The sequence below is a fragment of the Bradyrhizobium huanghuaihaiense genome, from assembly GCF_025200885.1.
Lineage (GTDB): Bacteria > Pseudomonadota > Alphaproteobacteria > Rhizobiales > Xanthobacteraceae > Bradyrhizobium > Bradyrhizobium huanghuaihaiense.
Map to the genome: position 1 here is coordinate 5,577,903 of NZ_CP104172.1, position 21,955 is coordinate 5,599,857.

Below are 21,955 nucleotides of genomic sequence, written 5' to 3' on the forward strand. Positions count from 1 at the left end.
TCCAAGCAAAGCCCTTGACACGCGCCTTACGTTCCCTCCGCCCCCAGCAGAAAATCCACCATGATGCTCTGATGCTGCTGGTACATGTCCGTGCCGGTCCCGGTCACGCAACCGATCCTGCGGGCGGCTGCGATGAACGGCGAGACCTCTGGCTTTGTGATGACGCAGCCGCAATAGGCGGATGGCGCAAGCCGCGCGACGTCGACCGGGAGCGGATCGCCATCCTTCATCCCTGCGGGCGTCGCATTGGCGACAAAATCGAAGCCTGCGGGGTCCAAGGTGCCGGCCCGCACGGGCGCCTTGCCGAGGCCGTTGAGCCGGCCGATCAGGGCGTCGCGGCGCTCAGTCAGGCTGTCATGAATCGCCAGTTCGCTCACCCCGGCCTCGACCAGCTCAAGGGCGATCGCCGAGCCCGCACCGCCCGCGCCGACAAGCAGCGCCCGCATGCCCGCAGGGTTGATTCCCTTCGCCCGCGCCGCCCCGACGAAGCCGAGGCCGTCCACCATGTCGCCGTGCCATGCGCCGTCGGGACGCCGGCGCATCAGGTTCACGGTGCGCAGGAAATGCGCGCGCGTCGTCGCGCTCGTGCAGGCCTGGTAACAGGCGAATTTGTGCGGGATGGTCACGACGATGCCGTCGAGGTTCTTCAGCCGCGTTGCCACCGAGAGGAAATCGGCCAAATCCCCTGGCGCCACCTGAACAGGCACGAGAATGCCGTCGTGCCCGCGCGCGGCAAAGGCGGCTGACACGCCCGCCGGCGAGCGCACCTGCGCGATGGGATCGCCGACGATGACGTGGAGTCGCGTGGCGCCTGAAGGTGCCGGGATCGTGCTGCTCAAGCCCGGACCTCCGCGTCGGTCCCGCAAGTCAATTCCAGGCCGTCCAGATTGCCCTCCTTGCGCCATCTGCCGAGCATCCGCAGGAACGCCACTGGCCCGCGCCAGTACTGGCTGTTTCTGGCCGCAATGGGATCGAACACGCCCTCGTTGTTGTAATAGCCGGGCGTGCATTCGGCGAGATAGGTCTGGCGGCCGATCGCGGCCTTGACCACCTCCTCGACCCAGGCGTTCTCGGCGGCGAGCGTCGGCTCGAGCGTCCTGGCGCCACGCTTGCGCGCCTGATCGATGACATAGGCGATGTGCTGCGACTGCTCGTCGATGATGTGCGGGAAGTTGGCGCTCTGGCCGGCCTGCACCGTGACGATCAGGAAGCAGTTCGGAAAACCGCGGCTGTAGAAGCCGTGCATCGTCTTGACGCCGTCGCGCCAGCGCTCGGACAGGCTGGTGCCGTCGCGGCCGTAGACCTCAAATCCCATGCGGCGCGCGTAATCGGTGCCGACCTCGAAGCCGCTGGCATAGATCAGGCAGTCGAGCTCGTAGGCCTTGCCGTCGACGACGACGGCATTCTCCGTGATGCGCTCGACGCCCTGCCCCTTGGTGTCGACGAGATGAACGTTGGGTTGATTAAAAGTGTCGAGATATTCGTCGTGGAAGCACGGCCGCTTGCAGAACGCCTTGTACCAGGGTTTTAGCGCCGCAGCGGCTGCTTCATCCCTTACGACAGCGTCCACGCGGGCGCGGATCTCTTCCATCTTGCGATAGTCGGCCTGCTCGATGACCTTCAGCGCTTCTTCCATCGAGGTCACCGGCTGCGGTTGCCGGCGTGGCGCCAGCAGGATCTCGCCGAGGAGACCGGTCCAGCCGTCCTGCACCAGATCCCGCTCGAACGGCTCGCCCGAGATCACGGCGGTGAAATTGTCCATGCGCTCGCGCTGCCAGCCGGGCTTGAGGCTCTCCGCCCAGGCCTGATCCGTCGGCCGGTCGTCGCGCACGCCGATCGCCGATGGCGTGCGCTGGAAGACATAAAGCTCCTTCGCGGAGCGGCCGAGATGCGGCACGCACTGCACGGCGGTGGCGCCGGTGCCGATGATGCCGACGCGCTTGCCGGCAAGGCCGGTGAGATCACCCTCGGCGGTGCCGCCGGTGTAGGCATAGTCCCAGCGGCTGGTGTGGAAGCTGTGGCCCTTGAAGCTCTCGATACCGGGTATCCCCGGCAGCTTCGGCCGGCTCAGCGGCCCACCCGCCAAGATGACGAAGCGTGCGTGGATCTGGTCGCCGCGATCGGTCTCGACCAGCCAGCGCGTCTCCTGCTCCTGCCAGGTCATGCGCGAGATCACGGTCTGAAACAGCGCGCGCTCATAGAGCGAGAAGTGCCGGCCGATGCGGCGCGAGTGCTCGTAGATCTCCGGCGCTCGCGCATATTTGCGCACCGGCATGTAGCCGGTCTCTTCCAAGAGCGGCAGGTAGATGTAGCTTTCGGTGTCGCAGGCAGCTCCAGGATAGCGATTCCAGTACCAGGTGCCGCCGAAATCGGCGGCCTTTTCCACGATACGAAAATCTCCGATGCCCGCCTGGCGCAAGCGCGCACCACAGAGCAGGCCGCCGAAGCCGCCGCCGACGATCAGCACCTCGGTCTGTTCGCTGACAGCCTCGCGCGCAAGGTCGGGATCGGCCCAGGGATCGTCGAGATAACGGCCGAATGCGCCGGTGACCTCGACATACTGCGCCTTGCCCTCAGCGCGCAGACGGCGGTTGCGCTCGTCGCGATAGCGCGCGCGGAGTGCGGAAATATCGACCGTAGATGCGCCGGCTGTGCCGGTCTTGTGTCTTTCCGCTGACATTCATTTCCTCCACGGCGGACGCTGCTTCGCCGGCAGCTCAACCTCAAATTAGCCCTGAAAAAGTGACGCATGCAATCACGTCCGCTGTTTTTTACGTGAACGCCGCGTGACGTTCCGCTACCCTCCGCGCAAATCACAAACCAACGCCATGCAACGACGTGGCAATCCGGAGGAGACCATGCAGGGATTGATGATGGACATGCCGCTCCTGATCAGCGGCCTGATCCAGTACGCCGCCGACTATCACGGCGAAGCGGAGATCGTCGCGCGCGAGATCGAGGGCGACATCCATCGCTATACCTACGCAGATGCCCATCCGCGCATCAAGCGCATGGCGCTGGCGCTGAAACGGCTAGGCATGAAGCAAGGCGACCGTGTCGGTACGCTGGCCTGGAATACGCATCGTCATTTCGAGATGTTCTATGCGGCGCCGGGCATGGGCTACGTGCTGCACACCGTCAATCCGCGGCTGTTTCCCGAGCAGCTCGTCTACATCATCAACCACGCCGAGGACCGCCTGCTGTTCATCGACCGTGCCACGCTGCCGGTCGTGGAAGCGATCGCGCCGCAGCTAACGACGGTCGAAGCCTATGTCGTGATGTCCTCGCGCGAGCGGATGCCGGAGACGAAGCTTACCAACGTGCATTGCTACGAGGAGCTTCTGGAGCAGGAGAACGACGCCGGCTTCGCTTGGCCGGAGTTCGACGAGAAATCCGCCTCCACGATCTGCTACACCTCGGGTACGACGGGCAATCCCAAGGGCGTGATCTATTCGCACCGCGCCGCGATCCTGCAGACCATGACCTGCTGCAATTTCGACTTCCTGCCGGGCCATGTCGAAGGCGTGCGCGAGGTGATGATGCCGATGGCGCCGCTATTCCATGGCAATGGCTGGAACATGCCGTTCACCGCGCCCCACACCGGCTCGAAGCTGGTGCTGCCCGGCCGCAACTACGAACCCGACAAGCTCTACGAATTGCTCGAAGGCGAGAAGGTGACGCTGTCGGCGGGCGTGCCGAGCTTCTGGCTGATCCTGCTCGACTGGCTCGGGCGCACCGGCAACAGATTCTCGACGTTACGCGCGACATTGTCGTCGGGCTCGGCGCCGCCGCGCGCCATGGTCGAGAAGCTCAAGCGCGAGTACGATGTCGACTATATCCAGGCCTGGGGCATGACCGAGGCGCTGGGCTGCTCGATGCCGGGCCTGCGGCCGGGCTCGGAGCATCTCGGCGACAAGGAGAAGTTCGACCGCCGCCAGGTATCAGGCCGCGCCTGCTTCGGCACCGCCTTGCGCATCGTCGATGACGCAGGCAACGTGCTGCCGCGCGACGGCAAGACGGTCGGCCATTTGCGGGCCCGCGGGCCCTGGGTCGCCTCCGGCTACATGAAGCTGGAGGAAGGCCTCGACCGCGACGGCTGGCTGATCACCGGCGACATGGCCGTGATCGACCCGCAGGGCCACGTCACGCTGACCGACCGCTCCAAGGACGTGATCAAGTCGGGCGGCGAGTGGATCTCCTCGATCCAGCTCGAGGATATCGCCTTGTCGCATCCCGACGTGCTGCAAGCCGCCGTCGTCGCCATCGCGCACGAGAAATGGCAGGAGCGCCCCCTGCTCCTCGTCGTCCGCAAGAAGGGCGCGACCGTCGACGGCAAGACGCTGCTCGAGCACATGCGCCCGAAGATCGCGAGCTGGTGGATGCCGGATGCCGTCGAATTCCTCGACGAATTCCCGATGACCGGCACCGGCAAGGTGCTGAAATCGGCGCTGCGCGAGCGATTCAAGGAGTATCGCGTCGCATGACGCGACGCGCGATGGCGCTGACGTCCGTGCCGTCCATAGATAAAGGAAACGAACGATGCTCTACCCGATGTCGCCCAAAGTCGTCGAGCTCAAGCGCAAGCTCGAGAGCTTCATGGACCGGCACATCTATCCGAACGAGGAGCGGTTCTATCGCGAAGCCGAAGAGCTCGGTCCGTGGAAGGTCTATCCCGTCGTCGAGGAGCTGAAGCCGCTGGCGCGCGCTGAAGGTCTCTGGAATCTGTTCCTGCCGGAGTCGAGCCACGGTGCCGGGCTCACCAATCTCGAATATGCCCCGCTCTGCGAGGTGATGGGCCGCTCGCACCTTGCGCCCGAAGTGTTCAACTGCTCGGCGCCCGACACCGGCAACATGGAGGTGCTGGAGCGCTACGGCACGGAGAAGGACAAGGAGCGCTGGCTGAAGCCGCTGCTCGCGGGCGAGATCCGCTCCTGCTTCGCCATGACCGAGCCGGCAGTAGCGTCGTCGGATGCGACCAACATCGAAAGCTCGATCGTGCGCGACGGCGACCATTACGTCATCAACGGCCGCAAATGGTACACGACGAACGCGACCGACCCGCGCTGCAAGATCTGCATCTTCATGGGCAAGACCGATCCTGACAATCCGGATCGCCACAAGCAGCAATCCATGATCCTGGTGCCGATGGAGACATCAGGCATCGAGGTCAAGCGCCCCCTGCCCGTGTTCGGCTTCTACGGCGTGCCTGATCGGGCCTCCGAGGTCGTCTTCACCAATGTGCGGGTCCCCAAGGAGAACATGCTGCTCGGCGAAGGCCGCGGCTTCGAGATCGCGCAGGGCCGCCTCGGCCCCGGTCGCATCCACCATTGCATGCGCCTGATCGGGCTTGCCGAACGCACGCTGGAAAAGATGTGCCGCCGCGTCCGCAGCCGCATCGCCTTCGGCAAGCCGGTCTCGGAGCAGACGGTGACGCAGGAGCGTATCGCGGAAGCCCGCATCATGATCGAGCAGGCCCGGTTGCTGACGCTGAACGCGGCTTACGCGATGGACACGGTCGGCAACAAGGTTGCGAAAGGCGAGATCGCGATGATCAAGGTCGCCGTGCCCAACATGGCCTGCCAGATCATCGACTGGGCAATCCAGGCCCATGGCGGCGGCGGCACCTCGAACGATTTCGGTTTGACGCAGGCTTATGCGACGGCGCGGCTGCTGCGGCTTGCCGACGGGCCGGATGAGGTGCACCGCAACCAGATCGCGCGATTCGAGCTGAAGAAGTATTCGAATGTCTAAGCCGCCGCTGGCGCGTCGGTACTAATATAGGAGCGGGCTTGTAAACAGGGAGGCCGAACATGACTGCAATCTCCTCCTCACCCACCCGGCGAAGCCTCCTCGCAGGGTCAGCCGCAACCGGTGCCGTCAGCTTGCTTCCCATACACTTCGTCGCCGCACGCGCGCAATCGAAGCAAGGCGGGTCCCCGCTTGGTACGACCAAAGCCGACGCAATTCTTTCCTTCCGCGTCAATGTCCGGGGTGAAGACCTCGCTAATCTCCGCCGGCGCCTCGCGTCCACGCGCTGGCCCACCAAAGAGCTCGTTGAGGATCGGTCGCAGGGTGTGCAATTGGCGACGCTGCGGGCGCTCGCCCGCTACTGGTCGACCGAGTACGACTGGCGCAAGTGCGAGGCACGGCTGAACGCGCTGCCACAGTTCACGACCGTGATCGACGGGGTGAAGATCCATTTCATCCACGTCAAGGCCCGGCATGAGAACGCGCTGCCGCTGATCATGACCCACGGCTGGCCTGGCTCGGTCGTCGAGCTCCTCGATACCGTCGGTCCCCTGACTGACCCGACCAAGTATGGTGGCACTGCCGACGATGCATTCCACCTGGTGCTGCCGTCCTTGCCTGGCTACGGCTTCTCGGGTGAGCCGACCGAACTCGGCTGGGACACCGCCCGCATCGCGCGTGCGTGGGCGGTGCTGATGGATCGCCTCGGCTACACGCGCTACGTCGCCCAGGGTGGCGACGTAGGAGCCGCAGTCACGGATGCGATGGGGCGGCAGGCACCCAAGGGACTTCTCGGCATCCACGTCAACTTGCTCGCGGGTGTGGCGGCAATGTCCGACAAGCTGCCCGCAGAATCCGAGAAGGAACGCGCGGCGCAGAAGGCCGCCGCGACGTTTAGGGCGAGTGGCTTTGGCTACTTCCTGGAGCAGTCGACGCGGCCACAGACGATCGGCTACTCCCTGCTGGATTCACCCCTCGGGCTGGCGAGCTGGATGCTCGACCATGACACGGACAGCTACTACAAGATTTCCCGAGCATTCGTGGAGGGTAAGCCCGCGGGCAATCTCACCCGGGACAGCATCCTCGACAACATCACGCTGTACTGGCTGACGGGCACTGGGGCCTCGGCCGCACGGTGGTACTGGGAGGCCGGACAGGCCGCAGCCCGTGCGGCCGGCAAGTCTCCTCCGGCGGTCGCGGTTCCCGTGGGATTTACGACGTTCCCCGGCGAAATCTTTGCTGCGCCCCGAAGTTGGGTCGAGATTATGTACCCCGGCCTCGCCTACTTCAGCGAGGTCGAACGTGGCGGACATTTCGCCGCCTGGGAGGAGCCGAAGCTGTTTTCAGATGAAGTACGCGCGGCCTTCCGATCATTGCGCAAATAGCGGACCAGAGGCTCGACGCCGACGATGTTGAGCACGCGCGTCAGAGTGTAGGTCAGCGCACACCGCGTCATCTCCGTAGCGACCTTCGGCAGCGTCTTGCACAGGAAGGGCTGGCCGCGCGTTATGAGTCCACGCCCTAGAGACTGCTCTAGGGGATCCGCGTCTAGTCGAAGCTTGGCGGCTCCTGGAAGGGCGTAGATACGTTCTGATTCGAAATCGCTTCGAGCATCGCTCCGAAAATGATGAACGGCAGATAGAACGCAAGCATGATCGTATTCCTCCTGATGTGACAACCTTGGCCTGCAGGGCCAGGTTCCTCAAATTGACGCTTGCCCGCCTCGGAACATTTTCGGCGCTTACCGAGCTACCGACGACACCGAGTCAGAGGCCGTATCAAGAACGCATCGCGTCGATCGCATGGGCGATCAGAACGGCTGCGCTTGCGGCAATGAGAAATACAAACAACCAGCTCACGTCCGCCTCCGATCCCGGAAGTGAACGCGTTCATCCATGCACAGTCAAAAACCATCCGTCTGGAACCGCTATTCGGCGGCTCGCTGATGCTTCGCAGCAACAATTGCATCTGCTATCGGCGCTATCGGCAGAACGCCAACAGGAGCAACGCGCCGACGACACAGGCTGCTAGGACTAAAAACCAAAGGCCCATACAGTCCCCCGACTCAACACAGGCGAGTCAGGATTAGCCTTAGGATTTGGCATTGAAACGTTTGTCGCCGGTTTTCCCCAGGCCAAGCGCAATCATCTGCTCGCTGCGTTAGTCCAATACCTCCACCGTCGCGGAGCGGCCGGCGACCAGCGACATGTTGCCCGGAACATTGTCCAGCGCGATCCGCACCGGCACACGCTGCGCGAGGCGCACCCAGCTAAACGTCGGGTTGACGTTGGCGAGCATGCTCGCGCCTTCCGCGCGGTCGCGGTCCTCGATTCCGGCGGCGATGCTCTCGACGTGACCAGTGAGCGTGGTCTTCTCGCCCATCAGGCGGACCTGCACCTTGTCGCCGACGCGGATGCGCGCGAGCTTCGTCTCCTCGAAATAACCTTCGACATGCAGCGTATCGGTGTCGACCAGCGCCATCACGCCCTTCCCGGCCGTGACGTAGGCGCCGGGGCGCAGATCCATGTTGGTGATCACGCCGTTCACGGAGGCGCGAACCTCGCTGCGATCGAGGTTGAGCTGCGCCACGGCGCGGTCGGCGACGGCCGCATCGAAGGCCGCCTTGGCCTGGAGCTGGGTGGCGAGCACCTGCTCCTGCTTCTGCTGCGAGACCGCGTCGGTGGTCAGCGTGCTGTAGCGCTTCAGATCGGCATTGGCCTGGTCGAGCGTGGCCTGATGACCGGCCACGGAGGCATCGGCCTGCCGCAGCGCCAGTGCAAAGCGCTCGCGGTCGATCCGGAACAGAACGTCGCCGCGACGGACCTTCTGGTTGTCCATGACCAGCACCTCAGTGACGAAGCCGGAGACATCGGGGGCGACCTGGACCACATCGGCGCGCACGCGGCCGTCGCGGGTCCAGGGCGATTCCATGTAGTAGACCCAGAGCTCGCGGCCGACGACGAGCGCGGCTACGACGGCAAGGACGGTCAGCGCAATGCGACCGAACAAGGCAAGATTGCCCTTCATGTGAGGTACTCCGAGAGATAGACGACGCCGCCGAGCAGGCAGACGAAGATGGCGAAATCGAACAGCGCGCGGTGCCACACCAGCCGGTAGAGGTCGAAGCGCTGCATCAGCCGGCGCAGCAGCGCGCTCAGGGCGTAGGCGACGATGATCCACAGCAGCAGCGCCGGCACCAGCACGCCATAGATGTCGATCACATGTCTCATGCGGCAACACTTTCTGCGCGTGGCCGATAGGCCGGCGCGTCCGGAAACAGGCCGCGGCGGATACCGACGAGACCGATCAGGGCGTCTTCGCGCGCACTGTCATTGGGATCCTTCACAGCCTGGGCCAGCGCCCGGTCGACGCTCGTCAGCAGCTGGGCCGGCATGCCATTCCCCGCATAGCTGCGGCACGCCTTGGCGAGCTGATCGAGCATGTCGTCGATGACGGCAATGGTGGACGCTGCAAGCCCGTAGCGGGCGCGACGCAGGTCGATGATGTTGATGCCGATGCGGAGCTGGACCAGGCTGTCGGCGTCGCGGCGGTCGCTCTCCGAGAGGAACGCGATGCGCTGCACCAGCAACCCGAGCCGATGCAGCATCAGGCCGGCGAATTCCGCGCGGTCGCGCTTGCCGCGGCGTTCGGCGGCAACCGCGAGCGTCTTCCAATTCGACAGCACCAGACGGTTGGCGATCCATTCGGCGCCCACCCCGCGCGCGATCCGCGTCACCAACTCGGCGATGACGACGCCGACGAAGAAGGCGACGGCCGAGTTGGCAAAGGCCGCAAAATCCGCGCTGTAGGTCGATTGCAGCGCCAGCAGCGTCGCGGTGTTCGCCGCGAGCGCCATGCCGGTGCCCGCCGTGGCCGGCCGGCTGATCAGGAAGCCATAGAGCAGGAAGGTCGGCGCCAGCGCGACGATCAGGACCTCGAGATGGGAGATCGCGGGCACCAGCGCAAACAGATAGACCGCGACCACCACGATGGCGACCAGCGACCACAGGCCGAAGCTGCGGATGAAGCGCGCCGGCTCGTCCTGTGCGGCGAAGAACGAGCAGGCAACCGCCGCCATCATCGGCGCCGAGGCGCCGTCCGGCCAGCCGGTGCCGATCCAGAACGCGCAGCAGATCAGAATGGCGATGGCGGCACCGGCCGCCGACCACAACGCCAGACCGCGATCCCTGTGGCGCACCGGCGCCGCGCCGGCCTCGGAATGGAAGGCAAGATCGAGAGTCGAGACGTTGCGGTTGTCGGCGATCGCCTCGGTCAGCTCGCGGCAGTCGCGCGAGAGGTCGACGAGTTCGCGCAGCCGCAACAGCAGGCTTGTGGTGATGATCCTCTCCCAGTCAGCGCTGTCATCGAGCACGGCCTGCTGCTCCGCGATCGCGGTGCGGATCCGCTCGGCCGGTTGCCGTGCGCCGACGTCGCTCACGATCCATTGTGCGAGGTCTTCCAGCAGCCGCTTCAGCTCGGGCTGTCGCCGCAGGGCTTCCTCGCCCAGTGCAGCCAGTCGATCCTCGATCGAGGCGATCACGGGCAGCAGCGTCAGCATCCGGAGCCGGATTTCGCCGAGGCCCGTCACCGCGTTGCGGTCCGTCAGCCGGTCATAGGCAAGATGGGTGGAGAGCGTGTCGATCTCGACGATGTCGGTCGCGAGCTTGAGGCGCTTGCCACGGCGGGTCTCATTGGTGCCCTCGCGCAGCAGCACGACCTGGCTGAGGCGGCGCGCATCCGATAGCCAGGTGTCGACGCGGTGGGCCACGGCGGGAGCGACGCTGCGCGGAAACACGATGGTCGAGACCAGGCTTGCACAGATGATGCCGAGCGAGATCTCCTCGAGCCTTGCCACTGCGGTATCGAAGATGGCACCGGGCTCGGAGACCGCGGGGAAACCGATCAGCGCCACCGTGTATCCGGCCAGCATGAAGACATAGCTGCGCGGCGTGCCGTCGAGCAGCGACAGATAGAGACAAAGCCCGACCCACAGCGCGATGGCGAGACAGAGCAGTTCCGGCGCGTCGATCAGGTTCGGCACCAGCGCCACCGTCATGACGGCGCCGACCAGCGTGCCCATCACGCGGAAGAAAGCCTTCGAGCTGGTCGCCCCCGCCAGCGGCTGCGAGGTGATGTAGACGGTCGCCATCGCCCAATAGGGCCGCGGCAAATCCATGGCGAGCGCGATGACGAGCGCCAGCATCGACGCGGCGAACGTCTTCAAAGCAAAAATGAGGTCCGCGTGGCGGACCAGGAACGGCTCGTCTGCGCGCATGACTATTTCGCCTCGGAGCCAGTCTTCTCGGGACCAGTCTTTTCAGGCCCGGTCTTGGCGTCTTGCAGGCGACTGGCCCGCTGTTCGATGCGCTGAAGAGTCTCGAATGTTATCGCAAGTTCCTCGGGCCCGATATCCTTCAGGAGGCTGGCTCGCACCCGGCGCAGCACCCGGTTGGTCTCCTCGACCTTGACCGCGCCCGCTCTCGTCAAATGTAGCGTTTTGGCACGACGGTCGGTGGGATCCTCGCGGCGTTCGACCAGACCCTCGGCCTGGAGCAGGTCGATCAGGCGCACCAGCGACGGCCCCTCGATGCCGAGCTCGTCCGCGAGCACGCCTTGCCGGACATGCTCGCCCTGGCGCGACAGCACCAGAAGCGGAATCGCGGTGGCATAGGACAGGCCGTGCTCGGACAGCGCAGAATCCGATTCGCGCCGCCACATCCGTCCCAAGCGCGCGATCAGCCGGCCGATCTCGGCGTGGATGTAAGCCTGCAAGGGAGCCATCCAAATTAGATAGGATGCTATCTAATAATTCGCAATCATGTGCCGATCACGAAATGGCGACCGACTCTCGGCAGCTTCTGGTGGAGTTCCTGAACGCCGGCGTACCGCCCGAGCGACACGCCGCGCGCGATCGCCCTCGCCTCACTTCACCAGATACACGTCCGGATCGGCGCTCGAGCTCGGGGTCTTGAAAGCGTTACGCAAGGCCGGCGACATCGGGACGTTGTAGTTGATCCCGTTCGGCGGCGTCGGCGATTCCAGCCACTTCCGATAGAGCACCTCGATCTCCGGGCTTGCGTAGAGCTCGGCCGTGGCGCGATCGGCCAGCGTCTTGAACGGCGCGTCCTCCCGCCGCAGCATGATCCCGAAGGGCTCGGCCTTCGCAAAGGTCTCCTCGCTGATCATGAACAGGGCCGGCTCCTTCGAGCGCGCAATGGCGACCGCGAGCTGGACGTCGTCGAGCGCGTAAGCCTGGGCCCGGTCGGTCTCCAGCAGCAGGAAGGCCTCGGCCTGATCCACGGCCGGCATGATCCTGATGCCGAGATTGCGCTCGGTATTGACCTTCGCAAGCTGGTTCAGGTTGACCGATCCGGCCACGGCCGTCACGGCCTTGCCCTTGAGATCGTCGATGGTGTTGATCTTGGCAGCCTTCTTGGCGGCAAAGCGCGTCGCGCTGAGGAAGTGCGTATTGGTGAAAGCCACCTGCTTCTGGCGGTCGGCATTGTTGGTGGTCGCCGAGCAATGCAGGTCGAGCGTGCCGTTGACCATCAGTGGGATGCGGTTCGACGACGTCACCGCGAGAGTCTCGACGGAGATGTCGGGCATGCCGAGCTGCTTCTTCACGGCATCGACGATCCTGAGACAGATGTCCATGGCAAAGCCGACCGGCTTCTGGTTGCCATCGAGATAGCTGAACGGGACCGAAGCCTCCTGATAGCCCAGCGTGATCTTTTTGGTCTCCTTCACCTTCTGCAGCGTGCCGGTGAGGTCTTCGGCTGAAGCTGCGCCGGCAAGACATGTCACGGCCAGAAGAATGACGGGAAGACGCATCGGAGGGCTCCTCGAGGGGGTCATCGACTGGTGTCGAGACGCAATCGCGAAGCTGATAGCGCATCAATGCATCGGGCGCCAGACGAGGCAGGGTTTACCAGCTATCGCCTTTTTATATACATCCCGGTCGTAGCCGCCTCATTGACAGGTCAGCTGCTGCTCGAACCAGCCGCCCAGCCGTTCCGACAGCGGAGGCCACACCCGCTGAAAGCCTTCGAGCTTGCCGACATTGGCGCGGTACATGCCCCGCAACTCCTGCTCGATGGCCGGCAGGTCAACGCCCATACAGACCCCCTCGCGCGCGATCGTCTTGCCGGCGACGACGACCTCCTTCACCAGGGACGCGTTACCTCGTGCGAACAGCAGCGCCATGGGATCGACCGGCATAATCTTGTCGCGATCGAGCCGGTCGAGATCGATCACGACGTAGTCGGCCGGATGGCCGGCGACGAGCTCGCCGCTCCCCGGCGCGCCCGTTGCGCGGCGTCCGTTGCGGATGGCGAGCGAAAACATCTCGGCCGGCGTCCATGTCGCCTTGAAGCCGAGGCCGCCGTGGACCATCTGAACCAGCCGCATCTCGCGCAGGATGTCGTCGTCCTCGTCCAGCGCCAGCCCGTCGACGCCGACAGCGATGGCGCAGCCGCATCTGTGCGCCGCCGCGATCGGGGCGAGGCCCGAGCGCAGGTGCATGTTCGAGCTGAAATTGGTGACGATGCGCGCGCCGGACGCGGCGATCATCTCGAGCTCATCAGGGCGGGCATGGATGCAATGCGCGAGCGTCAGCCGCTCGGAGAGGAAGCCGATGTCACGGAGCCAGCGCACCATGTCCGGAAAATGCTGGTCGGCCCAGGCGCGCTGGTACACGGTTTCCAACAGATGCATGTGGATGCGCCGGCCGGTCCGCGCGGAGTTCTCCGCCACCGCTTCCAGCAGCGGCTTCGAGCACCATTGCACGCCGGCGGGCCCGAGCTGCACGTCCACCATCGGGCTCGCGATGGCCGCGGCAATATCATCGGTCAGCTCGATATACGCCTTGGGCGACATCGGCGCGCGGACGAAGAGATCCTCGATGGTCTTGCGATCGTCGCCGGATAGTCCCGAGAGCACCGGCTCGGCATCACCGTAGACGATCGGATTCTGATCACGCACGGCCAGCGCAAACGCGATGCGGATACCGACGTCGGATGCAGCCTTCGAAATGGCCTTGGCCTCGTCCACCAAGGGCATCGTCCCGCTCGGACGGGTGTAGTGCACCATCATGGCGGCGCAGCCGGCCCTGGCCGAACGCGCCAATGCGGATGCTGCCGTCAGGTAAGGATTAACAGGCGAGCCCAGCGCGGTCCGCAGGATCCAGCTTTCCAGGGGCATGCCGACCGCACCGAAGGACGACGCGGTGCCGCGGGCATGGTCGTGGGCGTTGACGAAGGCGGGAATGACGAAAGAGCGAGGCGCCGGCCCCGCTCCTTCCGAGATATCGGTGATGACGCCGCCATCGTGCCGCAGCACGACATTGTCGCTGACGCCGCGGTCAGGGCCACGGAACAGGCTGGTTGCCGAGATCTCCGTGGCCATGACCGTCTCTCCAGATTCAGTTGGCAGTATACACCAGTTCCCGCTCCGCGCGCGGCGGCAGGAATTCGCGCGAGAACACCTCGGCCGGCGTCGGCGCGCGCGCGAGCTGATAGCCCTCGACCACGATGCCGATGGCGCGGGTCATGCGGTCGTCCTTGATGTCGCCGATACCGATCTCTTTCATCTCCGGCGAGACAATGAGCTTGTCGAAGGAATACTGCAGCCGGCGCTTCTCGACGGCGACATCGATCAGATTGTCGTAGTTCAGCGCCGCCTTCATGCCGGCATTCTGGTCCTTGGCGACCGCGATCGCGCCCTTGTTGATGGCGCGCACCAGGCCGGCGACCGCCTTCGGGTTCGTTGCGATCAACTTCTTCGAGACCATCACGCCGTTGGAGTAGAGATCGAGGCCGTACTCACCGAACGAGAACCATTTGAAATCCTTGTCCGGATCCTGGCGGTTCAGCACCAGATTGAAATAGCTGGTGATGTTGAAGACCAGCGCGGCGTCGATATCGCCCTTGATCAGCATCGGCTCCTGCAGATTCGGCGCCATGTTCGAGATCTTGATCTTCTCGCCGTCGAGCCCGTTCTTGCGCGTGAACACCGGCAACAGGCGCGTCGTCGGCGTGCCCTGCGCGCCGCCGAGCGTATGGCCCTCGAAATCCTTGATGGTGTTGATGCCGCTGGTCTTCTTGGCGACGATCGCGAACGGCGGCTGGTTCCACATCATGTAGACCATGACGGGCGCTTCCTGCGGCTTGGTCGAGGCGTTCTGGATGATGGCGTTGACGTCGCCGAAGCCGGCATCATAGGCGCCGGACATCACGCGCGTGACGGTGGCGCCGGAGCCCTCGCCCTGGTCGATGACGACGTTGAGGCCTTCCTCTTTAAAGAAGCCGTTATCCTTGGCATAGAAGAACGCGGCGTCGCTGCCTTGCGTCTTCCAGCCCAGCGTGAACTTGATCGTGGTGTCCTCGGCCGTGGCAGCGCCCGCGGACAGGGCCAAGCCCAACAGCGCGGCAGTTACTTTTCTCAACATCGAGACCTCCTCAGCTTCGTTGCGTGACGGTTCAAGATTTCAGGTGGCGATCACGTCGTTCTTGCGCGTCGCCCAGCCGGTGACCTGCCCTTCGATCAGCGAGAACACGACGTAAAGCGCGACGCCGAGGCCGGCGAGCACGAACAGGCCGGCGAACACCAGCGGCACGTTGAAATTGGATGACGCGGTCATCATGACGTTGCCGATGCCGCGGTTGGAGGCGACCGTCTCCGACAGCACGGCGCCGACGAAGGCATAGGAGATCGCAACCTTCAGCGAGGCGAAGAAGAACGGCATGGTCCGGGGCAGACCGACATTCCAGAGGATGTCGAGCTTGCTGGCGCCGAGCGCCTTCAAGACGTCCTCGAGCTCGGGCTCGGTGGTAGCTAAACCCGTGGCGATATTGACGACGATCGGGAAGAAGCAGATCGACAGCGCCGTCAGCACCGCCGGCACCGTGCCGGAGCCGAACCACAGCACGAAGATCGGCACCACCGCGACCTTGGGGATCGAGGAGAAGCCGATCAGCAGCGGATAGCAGGTGTCGTAAGCCGTCTTCGACACGCCGATGATCGCGCCAAGCGCGACGCCGAGTGCAACGCCAAGGACGAAGCCGAACATGGTGGTAGCGAGCGTCTGCACGATGTGCGGCCACAGCACCGGGAAGCGCTGGAACAGGGTCACGAACACCTGCGAGGGCCGCGGCAGCACCAGGTCCGACATGCCCGTCATCAGGCAGAACAGCTCCCAGGCGACGAAGAACAGCACGATCAGTCCCGCCGACCACGCCTTTTGCCTGATATCGATTCCGAACATCAGCCTGCTCCCTGCCCGGCCGCGCTGCGCGCATCCTCGATGAAAGCGCGCAGCTTCTGGTTCAGCGCGACGAAATCCGGCTCGAAGGTCATCGCAACGGTGCGCGGGCGCGCGAACTCGACGCGGCTGTCGTCGAGGATGCGGCCCGGACGCGCGCTCATCACGCAGATGCGGCTGGCGAGAAAACCGGCCTCGCGCAGATCGTGGGTGACCAGCAGCACGGTCGGCTTGTGCGTCATCCAGAGGTTCTGGAGAATCGCCCACAGCTCCTCCCGGGTGAACTGGTCGAGCGCGCCGAAGGGCTCATCGAGCAGCAGCATGCGCGGCTCATGGATCAGCGCGCGGCAGAGATTGGCGCGCTGGAGCATGCCGCCTGAGAGCTGCCAGGGATAACGATTGCCGAAACCCTTGAGGCCGACCTGCTCCAGCAGCGCGTTGGCCTTGTCGCGAAACTCGGTCTTGCGCAGCCTGCGGAAGTTGGAACGGAACGGCTCGACGATCTTCAGCGGCAGCATGATATTCCGCTCGATCGTCATCCACGGCAGCATGGTCGGGTTCTGGAAGGCCATGCCGACCCGCATCGCCCGCGCCGCAACCTCGCGGCCGCCGACGATGACGACGCCGCTGGTCGGCTGCACCAGGCCAGAGACGAGGCGCAAAATGGTCGACTTGCCGCATCCGGACGGGCCGACCAGTGCGACAAACTCGCCGTCGACGATCCTCAAGCTGGTCTTCGACAGGGCGGGCACGGCGCGGTCGCCCCGTCCAAAGGTCACGGACGCCTCGGACAGCTCGATGGCGGTCGCGGCCGCGCCTTCTGGAACGGACTGGCTGCCAAACTGGGTCTTGGGTTGCATGCGCATCACAGCAAAAGTGCATGCAAGCTGAATGCCAGCCCTCACCACTCGCAAAATCAACGCGTTGGCGGAATCCCACGCCCAATGGCCGGATTCGATTTAGGCAATCGTGGCCCCAAACTGCATGCAATTGGAGCGCGGAATCGGCGCGAGCCTGTGCTAAGGAATGGTGTCACCCCTACAGGATTCGCCGATGGCGGCGCGCGCGAGCAGCAAGACTTCTGAATCGTCGGACAAGGTCAGCGTGATCTGCCGCGCGCTCCGGCGCGCCATCATCGAGCAGGCGCTCGAGCCCGGCGCCAAGCTGCCGGAGGATGCGCTCGGCGAACGCTTTGGCGTCAGCCGCACCATTGCCCGCCACGCGCTGGGGCAGCTCGCCGCCGAGGGCCTCGTCGAGCTCCGCCGCAACCGGATCGCGGTGGTGGCGACGCCGAGCTGGCAGGAGGCGCGCGATGCCTTCGACATCCGCATCGAGCTCGAGCGGCTTGTCGTCCGTCAGCTCGCGGGCAAGCTGACCAAGGCCCAGATCGCCGAGCTGAATGCTCATGTCGACGCCGAGGATCGCGCCCGCGGCGGCACAGATGCGGTCTCGATCCGGCTCGCCACCGAATTCCACATCCTGCTCGCGCACATGACGAACAGCCCGATCCTGGTGCGCTATGTCAGCGAGGTCGCCTATCGCTGCTGCCTGACGCTGTCGCTCTACAGCCGGCCGCACTCCACCGAATGCGCCATCAACGAGCATCGCGCGATCATTTCAGCCCTCGGCAAGGGCGATGAGGCCAAGGTGATGGACTTGATGCACCATCATCTGGATTCCGTGGCCAATCGCGCACTGGTGGCCCCCACCCCGCAGCGCGGCCGCGATCTCCTCGATATTTTGGCGCCCTACGCGGATGAAGTAACGAGCGACCGCGTCGTCAAGCTGCCGAAGGTCGCGCGAAGAGGTTAAGCCTCGATCCCGCGCTGGACCAGGATGCGCTCGGCACTGTCGTTCCAGACGTCCATCTTCACGATCTGCCCGCCCCTCACGACGAAGCGGTCGACATAACGATTGCCCTCGAACGGCGTGCCGTCCATCCACTCGCCATAGAGCGTGCCGACGCTGTAGACCACGGTCTCATCGGCGCCCGGACACACGTCGAATCGGTCCATCTTCTTCTTGACCCAGCGATAGCGTTTGGCGTTGAAGGCGGTCGGCCCGCGCGGATGGTCGAACTCGCGCCCCCCAGTGAACGTGATCACCGTGCCGGGCTTCATGTAGGCCGCGGCAGCGTCGGGATCGGGTATCATCGAGGCCGTCAGGTAAGCCTCGACGATCTCGGCGTCAGTCATCGGGCGTTCGGCTTTGGCGGGCGCGGACATCGTGGGTTCTCCGGGTCCCGGCATTCTACAATTCAGACCTCAAAGTGCATGCACATTTTTTGAACAATCGGACACCTTGATTGCACACAATCTGGAGCTGCCCGCTCCCTCGGCTTCCGCTAGGCTACCACACCTGAATTCGACGCCATGACCACCCAAGCCGCCTTCGACCTGATCTTCCGCAGCGCGCTGTTGCGCTCATCCGCCGCACCCGTCGACATCGGCGTGAAGGACGGACGTATCGCCGCGATCGCGCCCAGGCTCGCCTGCGAGGCCGCCGAGGTCGATGTCGGCGGCCATTTGGCCCTGCCGGGCTTCGTCGACACCCACATCCATCTCGACAAGGCCTGCCTGCTCGGCCGCTGCGGGCACAACCACGGCAGCGTCTCGGAAGCCATTCGTGCCGTGGCCGGCATGAAGAAGGATTTTACCGTCGAGGACGTCTACGCCCGCGGCGCTCGCGTGCTGGAGCGGGCAATCGTGCACGGCACGACGCGGATGCGCACACACGTCGAGATCGATCCGCGCATTGGCCTCCGCGGCTTCGAGGCGGTGAAGGCGCTCAAGCGTGACCATGCCTGGGCGATCGACCTCGAACTCTGCGTCTTCCCACAGGAAGGCCTGACCAACGATCCCGGCGCCGAGGAGCTGCTGATCCAGGCGCTGCGCGACGGCGGCGAGGTCATCGGCGGCTGTCCCTACATGGACACCGATCCGAACGCCCATCTCGCGCGCATCTTCGACCTCGCTGAGGAGTTCGACGTCGACGTCGACCTCCATCTCGATTTCGACCTCGATCCCTCCTGGTGGCATCTCGACGAGGTTTGCCGGCAGACCGAGCGGCGCAACTACGGGGGACGCGTGGCGATCGGCCATGCCACCAAGCTCTCGGCATTGCCGCCGGATCGGATGAAAGCCGCCACCGCGCAACTGGCAAGATCAGGCGTCGCCGTCACCGTGCTGCCTGCGACCGATCTCTATCTCATGGGCCGCGAGGCCACCCACAATGCGCCGCGCGGGCTGACGCTCGCGCACAAGCTCGCCGGCGACGGCGTGCTGTGCTCGGTCGCGACCAACAACGTGCTCAATCCCTTCACGCCGTTTGGCGACGCCTCGCTGCTGCGGATGGCGAACTTCTATGCCAACGTCGCGCACGCCTCGGTCAGCGACTTCGACACCTGCCTCGATCTCGTCACGGAGCTGCCGGCGCGGCTGATGAACCTCGGTGATTACGGCATCAAGGTCGGCAATCCCGCCGATCTGATCGTGCTCGATACCAGGGACAGCCGATTCGCCATCGCCGAGCTGCCGGACGTCATGATGGGCTTCAAAGCCGGCCGGCAAACCTTTGCACGGCAGCGGGCCACACTGTTCCGCCCAGGCCCGTGAACGGCTCCCAACGCATATCTGCATTGCAACGAGCCGGATTACCGTCCGATGTTACCGCCCACAGTTCCAAAATTCCGAATCCGGTACTCTTCCGGATAGTAGACTCTCTCCGATTCCCGATAGGTGCACGCATTGCAAGTCCCGCGGTGCCGGTCTTGGTGAGACCGCACTGATGTCTGCATTCAATCGGGAAGCATGGACGTGTTCAGCGCATTCAGCAGCATCAACTCTCATTCCGTTCGGTCCGGGACGCCCGCCGAGACCGCCGTCAAACGGCTGAACGGCATCGGCGAAGTCCTGTCAGGCCTCGATATCGCGGCGGTCCGCTCCGAGGACGAGATGGCCCGCATGCTGTGGACGCTCGAGACCGCCGACAAGTGCATTCGCATGATCCTCGCCGAATTTCGCACTGAGCGCACGACCGAAGTCGTCCGGAGGGCCAAAAACCTGATCGAGTCGATCGACCGCGCACGCGATGAGCTCACGGGCTGTTGCGCAGCGAAATCCTGAACCGGAGCCGCTCTATTTCGCGCGATTGATCCTCGCCAGGATCCGATCGGCTTCGGTACGCCAGTCGGCGCTGCGGGCGAACTCCTTCGTTCCTTTCGTGCCGAACAGGCCTTGATCGGCAAGGTCGGCCACCCAGGCCTGACGCTCGGCCGTGCCCTGCGCCGACCACGGCGTCAGCCCCACCTCGCGTACGGTCTCGGCAACCTCGCGCACCTCCTCGGCCCGGCGGCGCCCGTGCTCGATCACGCGCTGGAAGAAATAGGCGCCCTGCTTCTCCCAGTCGATGGCGGGGAATGTCTCGGTGAGTGACGCCAGTACGGCATCCTCGACGCCATAGGCGCGGGCGGTCGTAAAACTCTCGATGACCATGGCCTCGAGGCCCTTGATCATGATGCTGCGGCACATCTTCACCGCCGAGGACACACCTAGCTTGTCGCTGGCAACCTTGGCCGCAAAGCCGATCGCGTTCAGCAGCGGCTCCAGCTCCCTCGCGCCGGGCCCGCCGAGCAGCAGCGGCACCTTGATGCGATACGGCGGCACCGAGGTCATCACCGCTCCCTCGACATAGCGCCCGGCCGCGCCGTCGATCAGTGCCGCGGCGCGCTGCTTGGCGCCGGGAGAGGCCGAGTTGAAATCGAGGATCCAGGTGCCCTGGTTGAGCGCGGTCGCGCAGGCCTTTGCGACAGGCACGGCCTGGCCCGCCGTGACGGCGGAGATGATGAAGTCGGATTTCGCGGTCAGCTCGGCATGAGACGCCGCGAGCGTCACGCCGAACTTCGCCGCATGCTCCCTTAGCGGCGCGCCCTGCTCGCCGCCGAGCTTGATGTCATAGGCTAAGACCTTGATGTCCTGCTGGCGCAGATCCTCGGCCAGAATCCTGCCGACCTCGCCATAGCCGACCAGCCCGATCTGCCAGCGCCTGGGATCACCCGCCATCAATTCAGTCCTCGTGTCGTCGCGTCGAACAACTCCTCGACCGCATAGCGGCGCGGGATCAGCGCCTGCTGGAATGCGTAGTCGATGATCAGCTCGAGCGGTTTCCTGTTGGCCTCGATCCCGAACGGAACGAGGTCGGGCGTTGCCACAGGTCCCGCCTGCTCCTTGTTCCGCTTCAGCAGATCATAGACGCCCGCGACCACGTCAGGGCGGGATTTTGCGAGCTGCTCCGTCACGACCACGAGATGGTTGACCGGCACCACGCCGCGACGGGCGTACCACTTGGCGGCCTCCGCGGCCGGATCGGGGAAGAGCGGCTTCAGTTTCGGATCGTTCGAGGTCTCGCCAAGGACGGCATCGAGCTCGCCGTCGAGCAGCATCTGCAACACCTTCTTGTCCTTCGGCGCGCGCTCGGTGGTGTCGACATATTCGGCGACATGCGGATCCTCGAACGTGACCCATTTGATCTTGTCGAGATCGACGCCGTAGTCGTTGGCGAGGATGCCCCTGATCCAGGCCCCCGTCGTGGTCGTGAAGGAGCGGATGCCGACGCGCTTGCCTTCGAGATCGGACGGCCCCAGCGTTCCCTGGCCGGGATTGTACAGCGCATAGGAATGCTGGAAGCGGCCCATCATGGTCGCGGGCAGCAGCACCAGCGGCTTGCCGTGGGCTTTCGCCATCAGGTAGGTGACGAGCGCCATCTCGCAGACGTCAAACGCCTGCTCGCGCACCATCGGCTTGAATGCCGTGTTGGTCGGCGTGTACTCGATGAAGTCGAGATCGAAGAGGTCGGAGCGGAGCGCGCCGCTCTTCACCGCCTGCACATGGGGGTGACTGCCGAGCACGGCTTTCAGCTTGAGACGATCCATGCGCCCGCTCCGCTTCTCTT

20 protein-coding genes are annotated in these 21,955 nt (G+C 64.7%); 6 read left to right on the top strand and 14 right to left on the bottom strand.

What is annotated here, in order from left to right:
• Positions 1-26 precede the first annotated feature (26 nt).
• Together N2603_RS26835 and N2603_RS26840 are read right to left on the bottom strand one after the other, a co-directional pair.
• Entirely contained in the window at positions 27-839 is an 813-nt protein-coding gene (locus tag N2603_RS26835) for a shikimate dehydrogenase family protein (protein WP_260384501.1), read from the bottom strand.
• On the bottom strand, positions 836-2,680 hold the full coding sequence (locus N2603_RS26840; protein ID WP_260384502.1) for a flavin-containing monooxygenase: 1,845 nt from the start codon (positions 2,678-2,680) through the stop codon (positions 836-838). Before N2603_RS26840 ends, N2603_RS26835 begins: the two co-directional genes overlap by 4 nt.
• A 178-nt stretch (positions 2,681-2,858) precedes the next feature.
• On the opposite strand from N2603_RS26840, the gene N2603_RS26845 reads away from it, so the two are divergent.
• From N2603_RS26845 to N2603_RS26855, 3 genes are read left to right on the top strand one after another with little or no spacing between them, the layout of a single operon-like run.
• Positions 2,859-4,484 carry a long-chain fatty acid--CoA ligase gene (locus N2603_RS26845; RefSeq protein ID WP_260384503.1) on the top strand — a complete coding sequence of 542 codons (1,626 nt, stop codon included), beginning with the start codon at positions 2,859-2,861 and terminating at the stop codon, positions 4,482-4,484.
• Positions 4,485-4,539: 55 nt separating this feature from the next.
• Entirely contained in the window at positions 4,540-5,751 is a 1,212-nt protein-coding gene (locus tag N2603_RS26850) for an acyl-CoA dehydrogenase family protein (protein WP_260384504.1), read from the top strand.
• 59 nt (positions 5,752-5,810) lie between these two features.
• Positions 5,811-7,133, top strand: coding sequence for an epoxide hydrolase family protein (locus tag N2603_RS26855; RefSeq protein ID WP_260384505.1), 1,323 nt, complete (start codon positions 5,811-5,813; stop codon positions 7,131-7,133).
• Positions 7,134-7,908: 775 nt separating this feature from the next.
• Here N2603_RS26855 and N2603_RS26860 read toward each other — a convergent pair.
• From N2603_RS26860 to N2603_RS26900, 9 genes are all read right to left on the bottom strand, one after another.
• Positions 7,909-8,775, bottom strand: a complete 867-nt coding sequence (locus N2603_RS26860) for an efflux RND transporter periplasmic adaptor subunit (RefSeq protein ID WP_260384506.1) — start codon at positions 8,773-8,775, stop codon at positions 7,909-7,911.
• Positions 8,772-8,978 carry a DUF1656 domain-containing protein gene (locus tag N2603_RS26865; protein ID WP_018645612.1) on the bottom strand — a complete coding sequence of 69 codons (207 nt, stop codon included), beginning with the start codon at positions 8,976-8,978 and terminating at the stop codon, positions 8,772-8,774. Before N2603_RS26865 ends, N2603_RS26860 begins: the two co-directional genes overlap by 4 nt.
• The gene (locus tag N2603_RS26870) at positions 8,975-11,023 is read right to left on the bottom strand and encodes an FUSC family protein (protein WP_260384507.1); all 2,049 of its coding nucleotides are present in this window, start codon (positions 11,021-11,023) and stop codon (positions 8,975-8,977) included. The genes N2603_RS26865 and N2603_RS26870 overlap by 4 nt, the downstream gene beginning before the upstream one ends.
• Positions 11,024-11,025: 2 nt before the next feature.
• Positions 11,026-11,529, bottom strand: a complete 504-nt coding sequence (locus N2603_RS26875) for a MarR family winged helix-turn-helix transcriptional regulator (RefSeq protein WP_260384508.1) — start codon at positions 11,527-11,529, stop codon at positions 11,026-11,028.
• Between the two features lie 141 nt (positions 11,530-11,670).
• A complete protein-coding gene (locus N2603_RS26880) occupies positions 11,671-12,579 on the bottom strand; it encodes an amino acid ABC transporter substrate-binding protein (RefSeq protein WP_260384509.1) in 909 nt (302 codons plus the stop codon).
• A gap of 138 nt (positions 12,580-12,717) precedes the next feature.
• A complete protein-coding gene (locus tag N2603_RS26885; RefSeq protein WP_260384510.1) occupies positions 12,718-14,151 on the bottom strand; it encodes an amidohydrolase family protein in 1,434 nt (477 codons plus the stop codon).
• A 16-nt stretch (positions 14,152-14,167) separates the two neighbouring features.
• Positions 14,168-15,193, bottom strand: a complete 1,026-nt coding sequence (locus N2603_RS26890; RefSeq protein WP_018645607.1) for an ABC transporter substrate-binding protein — start codon at positions 15,191-15,193, stop codon at positions 14,168-14,170.
• A 39-nt stretch (positions 15,194-15,232) separates the two neighbouring features.
• Positions 15,233-16,009, bottom strand: coding sequence for an ABC transporter permease (locus N2603_RS26895; RefSeq protein ID WP_183247207.1), 777 nt, complete (start codon positions 16,007-16,009; stop codon positions 15,233-15,235).
• A complete protein-coding gene (locus N2603_RS26900) occupies positions 16,009-16,866 on the bottom strand; it encodes an ABC transporter ATP-binding protein (protein WP_260384511.1) in 858 nt (285 codons plus the stop codon). Before N2603_RS26900 ends, N2603_RS26895 begins: the two co-directional genes overlap by 1 nt.
• 193 nt (positions 16,867-17,059) lie before the next feature.
• Here N2603_RS26900 and N2603_RS26905 point away from each other — a divergent pair, with 193 nt between their 5' ends.
• Positions 17,060-17,818 carry a GntR family transcriptional regulator gene (locus N2603_RS26905; RefSeq protein WP_260384512.1) on the top strand — a complete coding sequence of 253 codons (759 nt, stop codon included), beginning with the start codon at positions 17,060-17,062 and terminating at the stop codon, positions 17,816-17,818.
• On the opposite strand, the gene N2603_RS26910 is transcribed toward N2603_RS26905, so the two are convergent.
• Entirely contained in the window at positions 17,815-18,231 is a 417-nt protein-coding gene (locus N2603_RS26910; RefSeq protein WP_260384513.1) for a nuclear transport factor 2-like protein, read from the bottom strand. The two genes, N2603_RS26905 and N2603_RS26910, sit on opposite strands and share 4 nt — an antisense overlap.
• Positions 18,232-18,378: 147 nt before the next feature.
• On the opposite strand from N2603_RS26910, the gene N2603_RS26915 reads away from it, so the two are divergent.
• Both N2603_RS26915 and N2603_RS26920 read left to right on the top strand, forming a co-directional pair.
• Positions 18,379-19,620: an amidohydrolase family protein gene (locus N2603_RS26915; RefSeq protein WP_260384514.1), complete on the top strand. Its 1,242-nt coding sequence runs from the start codon at positions 18,379-18,381 to the stop codon at positions 19,618-19,620.
• Positions 19,621-19,815: 195 nt separating this feature from the next.
• Positions 19,816-20,130 (top strand): hypothetical protein, encoded by a 315-nt coding sequence (locus N2603_RS26920; protein WP_260384515.1) that lies wholly within the window; start codon positions 19,816-19,818, stop codon positions 20,128-20,130.
• A 12-nt stretch (positions 20,131-20,142) separates the two neighbouring features.
• Here N2603_RS26920 and N2603_RS26925 read toward each other — a convergent pair whose 3' ends face one another.
• The gene (locus tag N2603_RS26925) at positions 20,143-21,066 is read right to left on the bottom strand and encodes a DUF1932 domain-containing protein (protein ID WP_260384516.1); all 924 of its coding nucleotides are present in this window, start codon (positions 21,064-21,066) and stop codon (positions 20,143-20,145) included.
• Positions 21,066-21,935 carry an ABC transporter substrate-binding protein gene (locus tag N2603_RS26930; RefSeq protein ID WP_260384517.1) on the bottom strand — a complete coding sequence of 290 codons (870 nt, stop codon included), beginning with the start codon at positions 21,933-21,935 and terminating at the stop codon, positions 21,066-21,068. The genes N2603_RS26925 and N2603_RS26930 overlap by 1 nt, the downstream gene beginning before the upstream one ends.
• Positions 21,936-21,955: the final 20 nt, after the last annotated feature.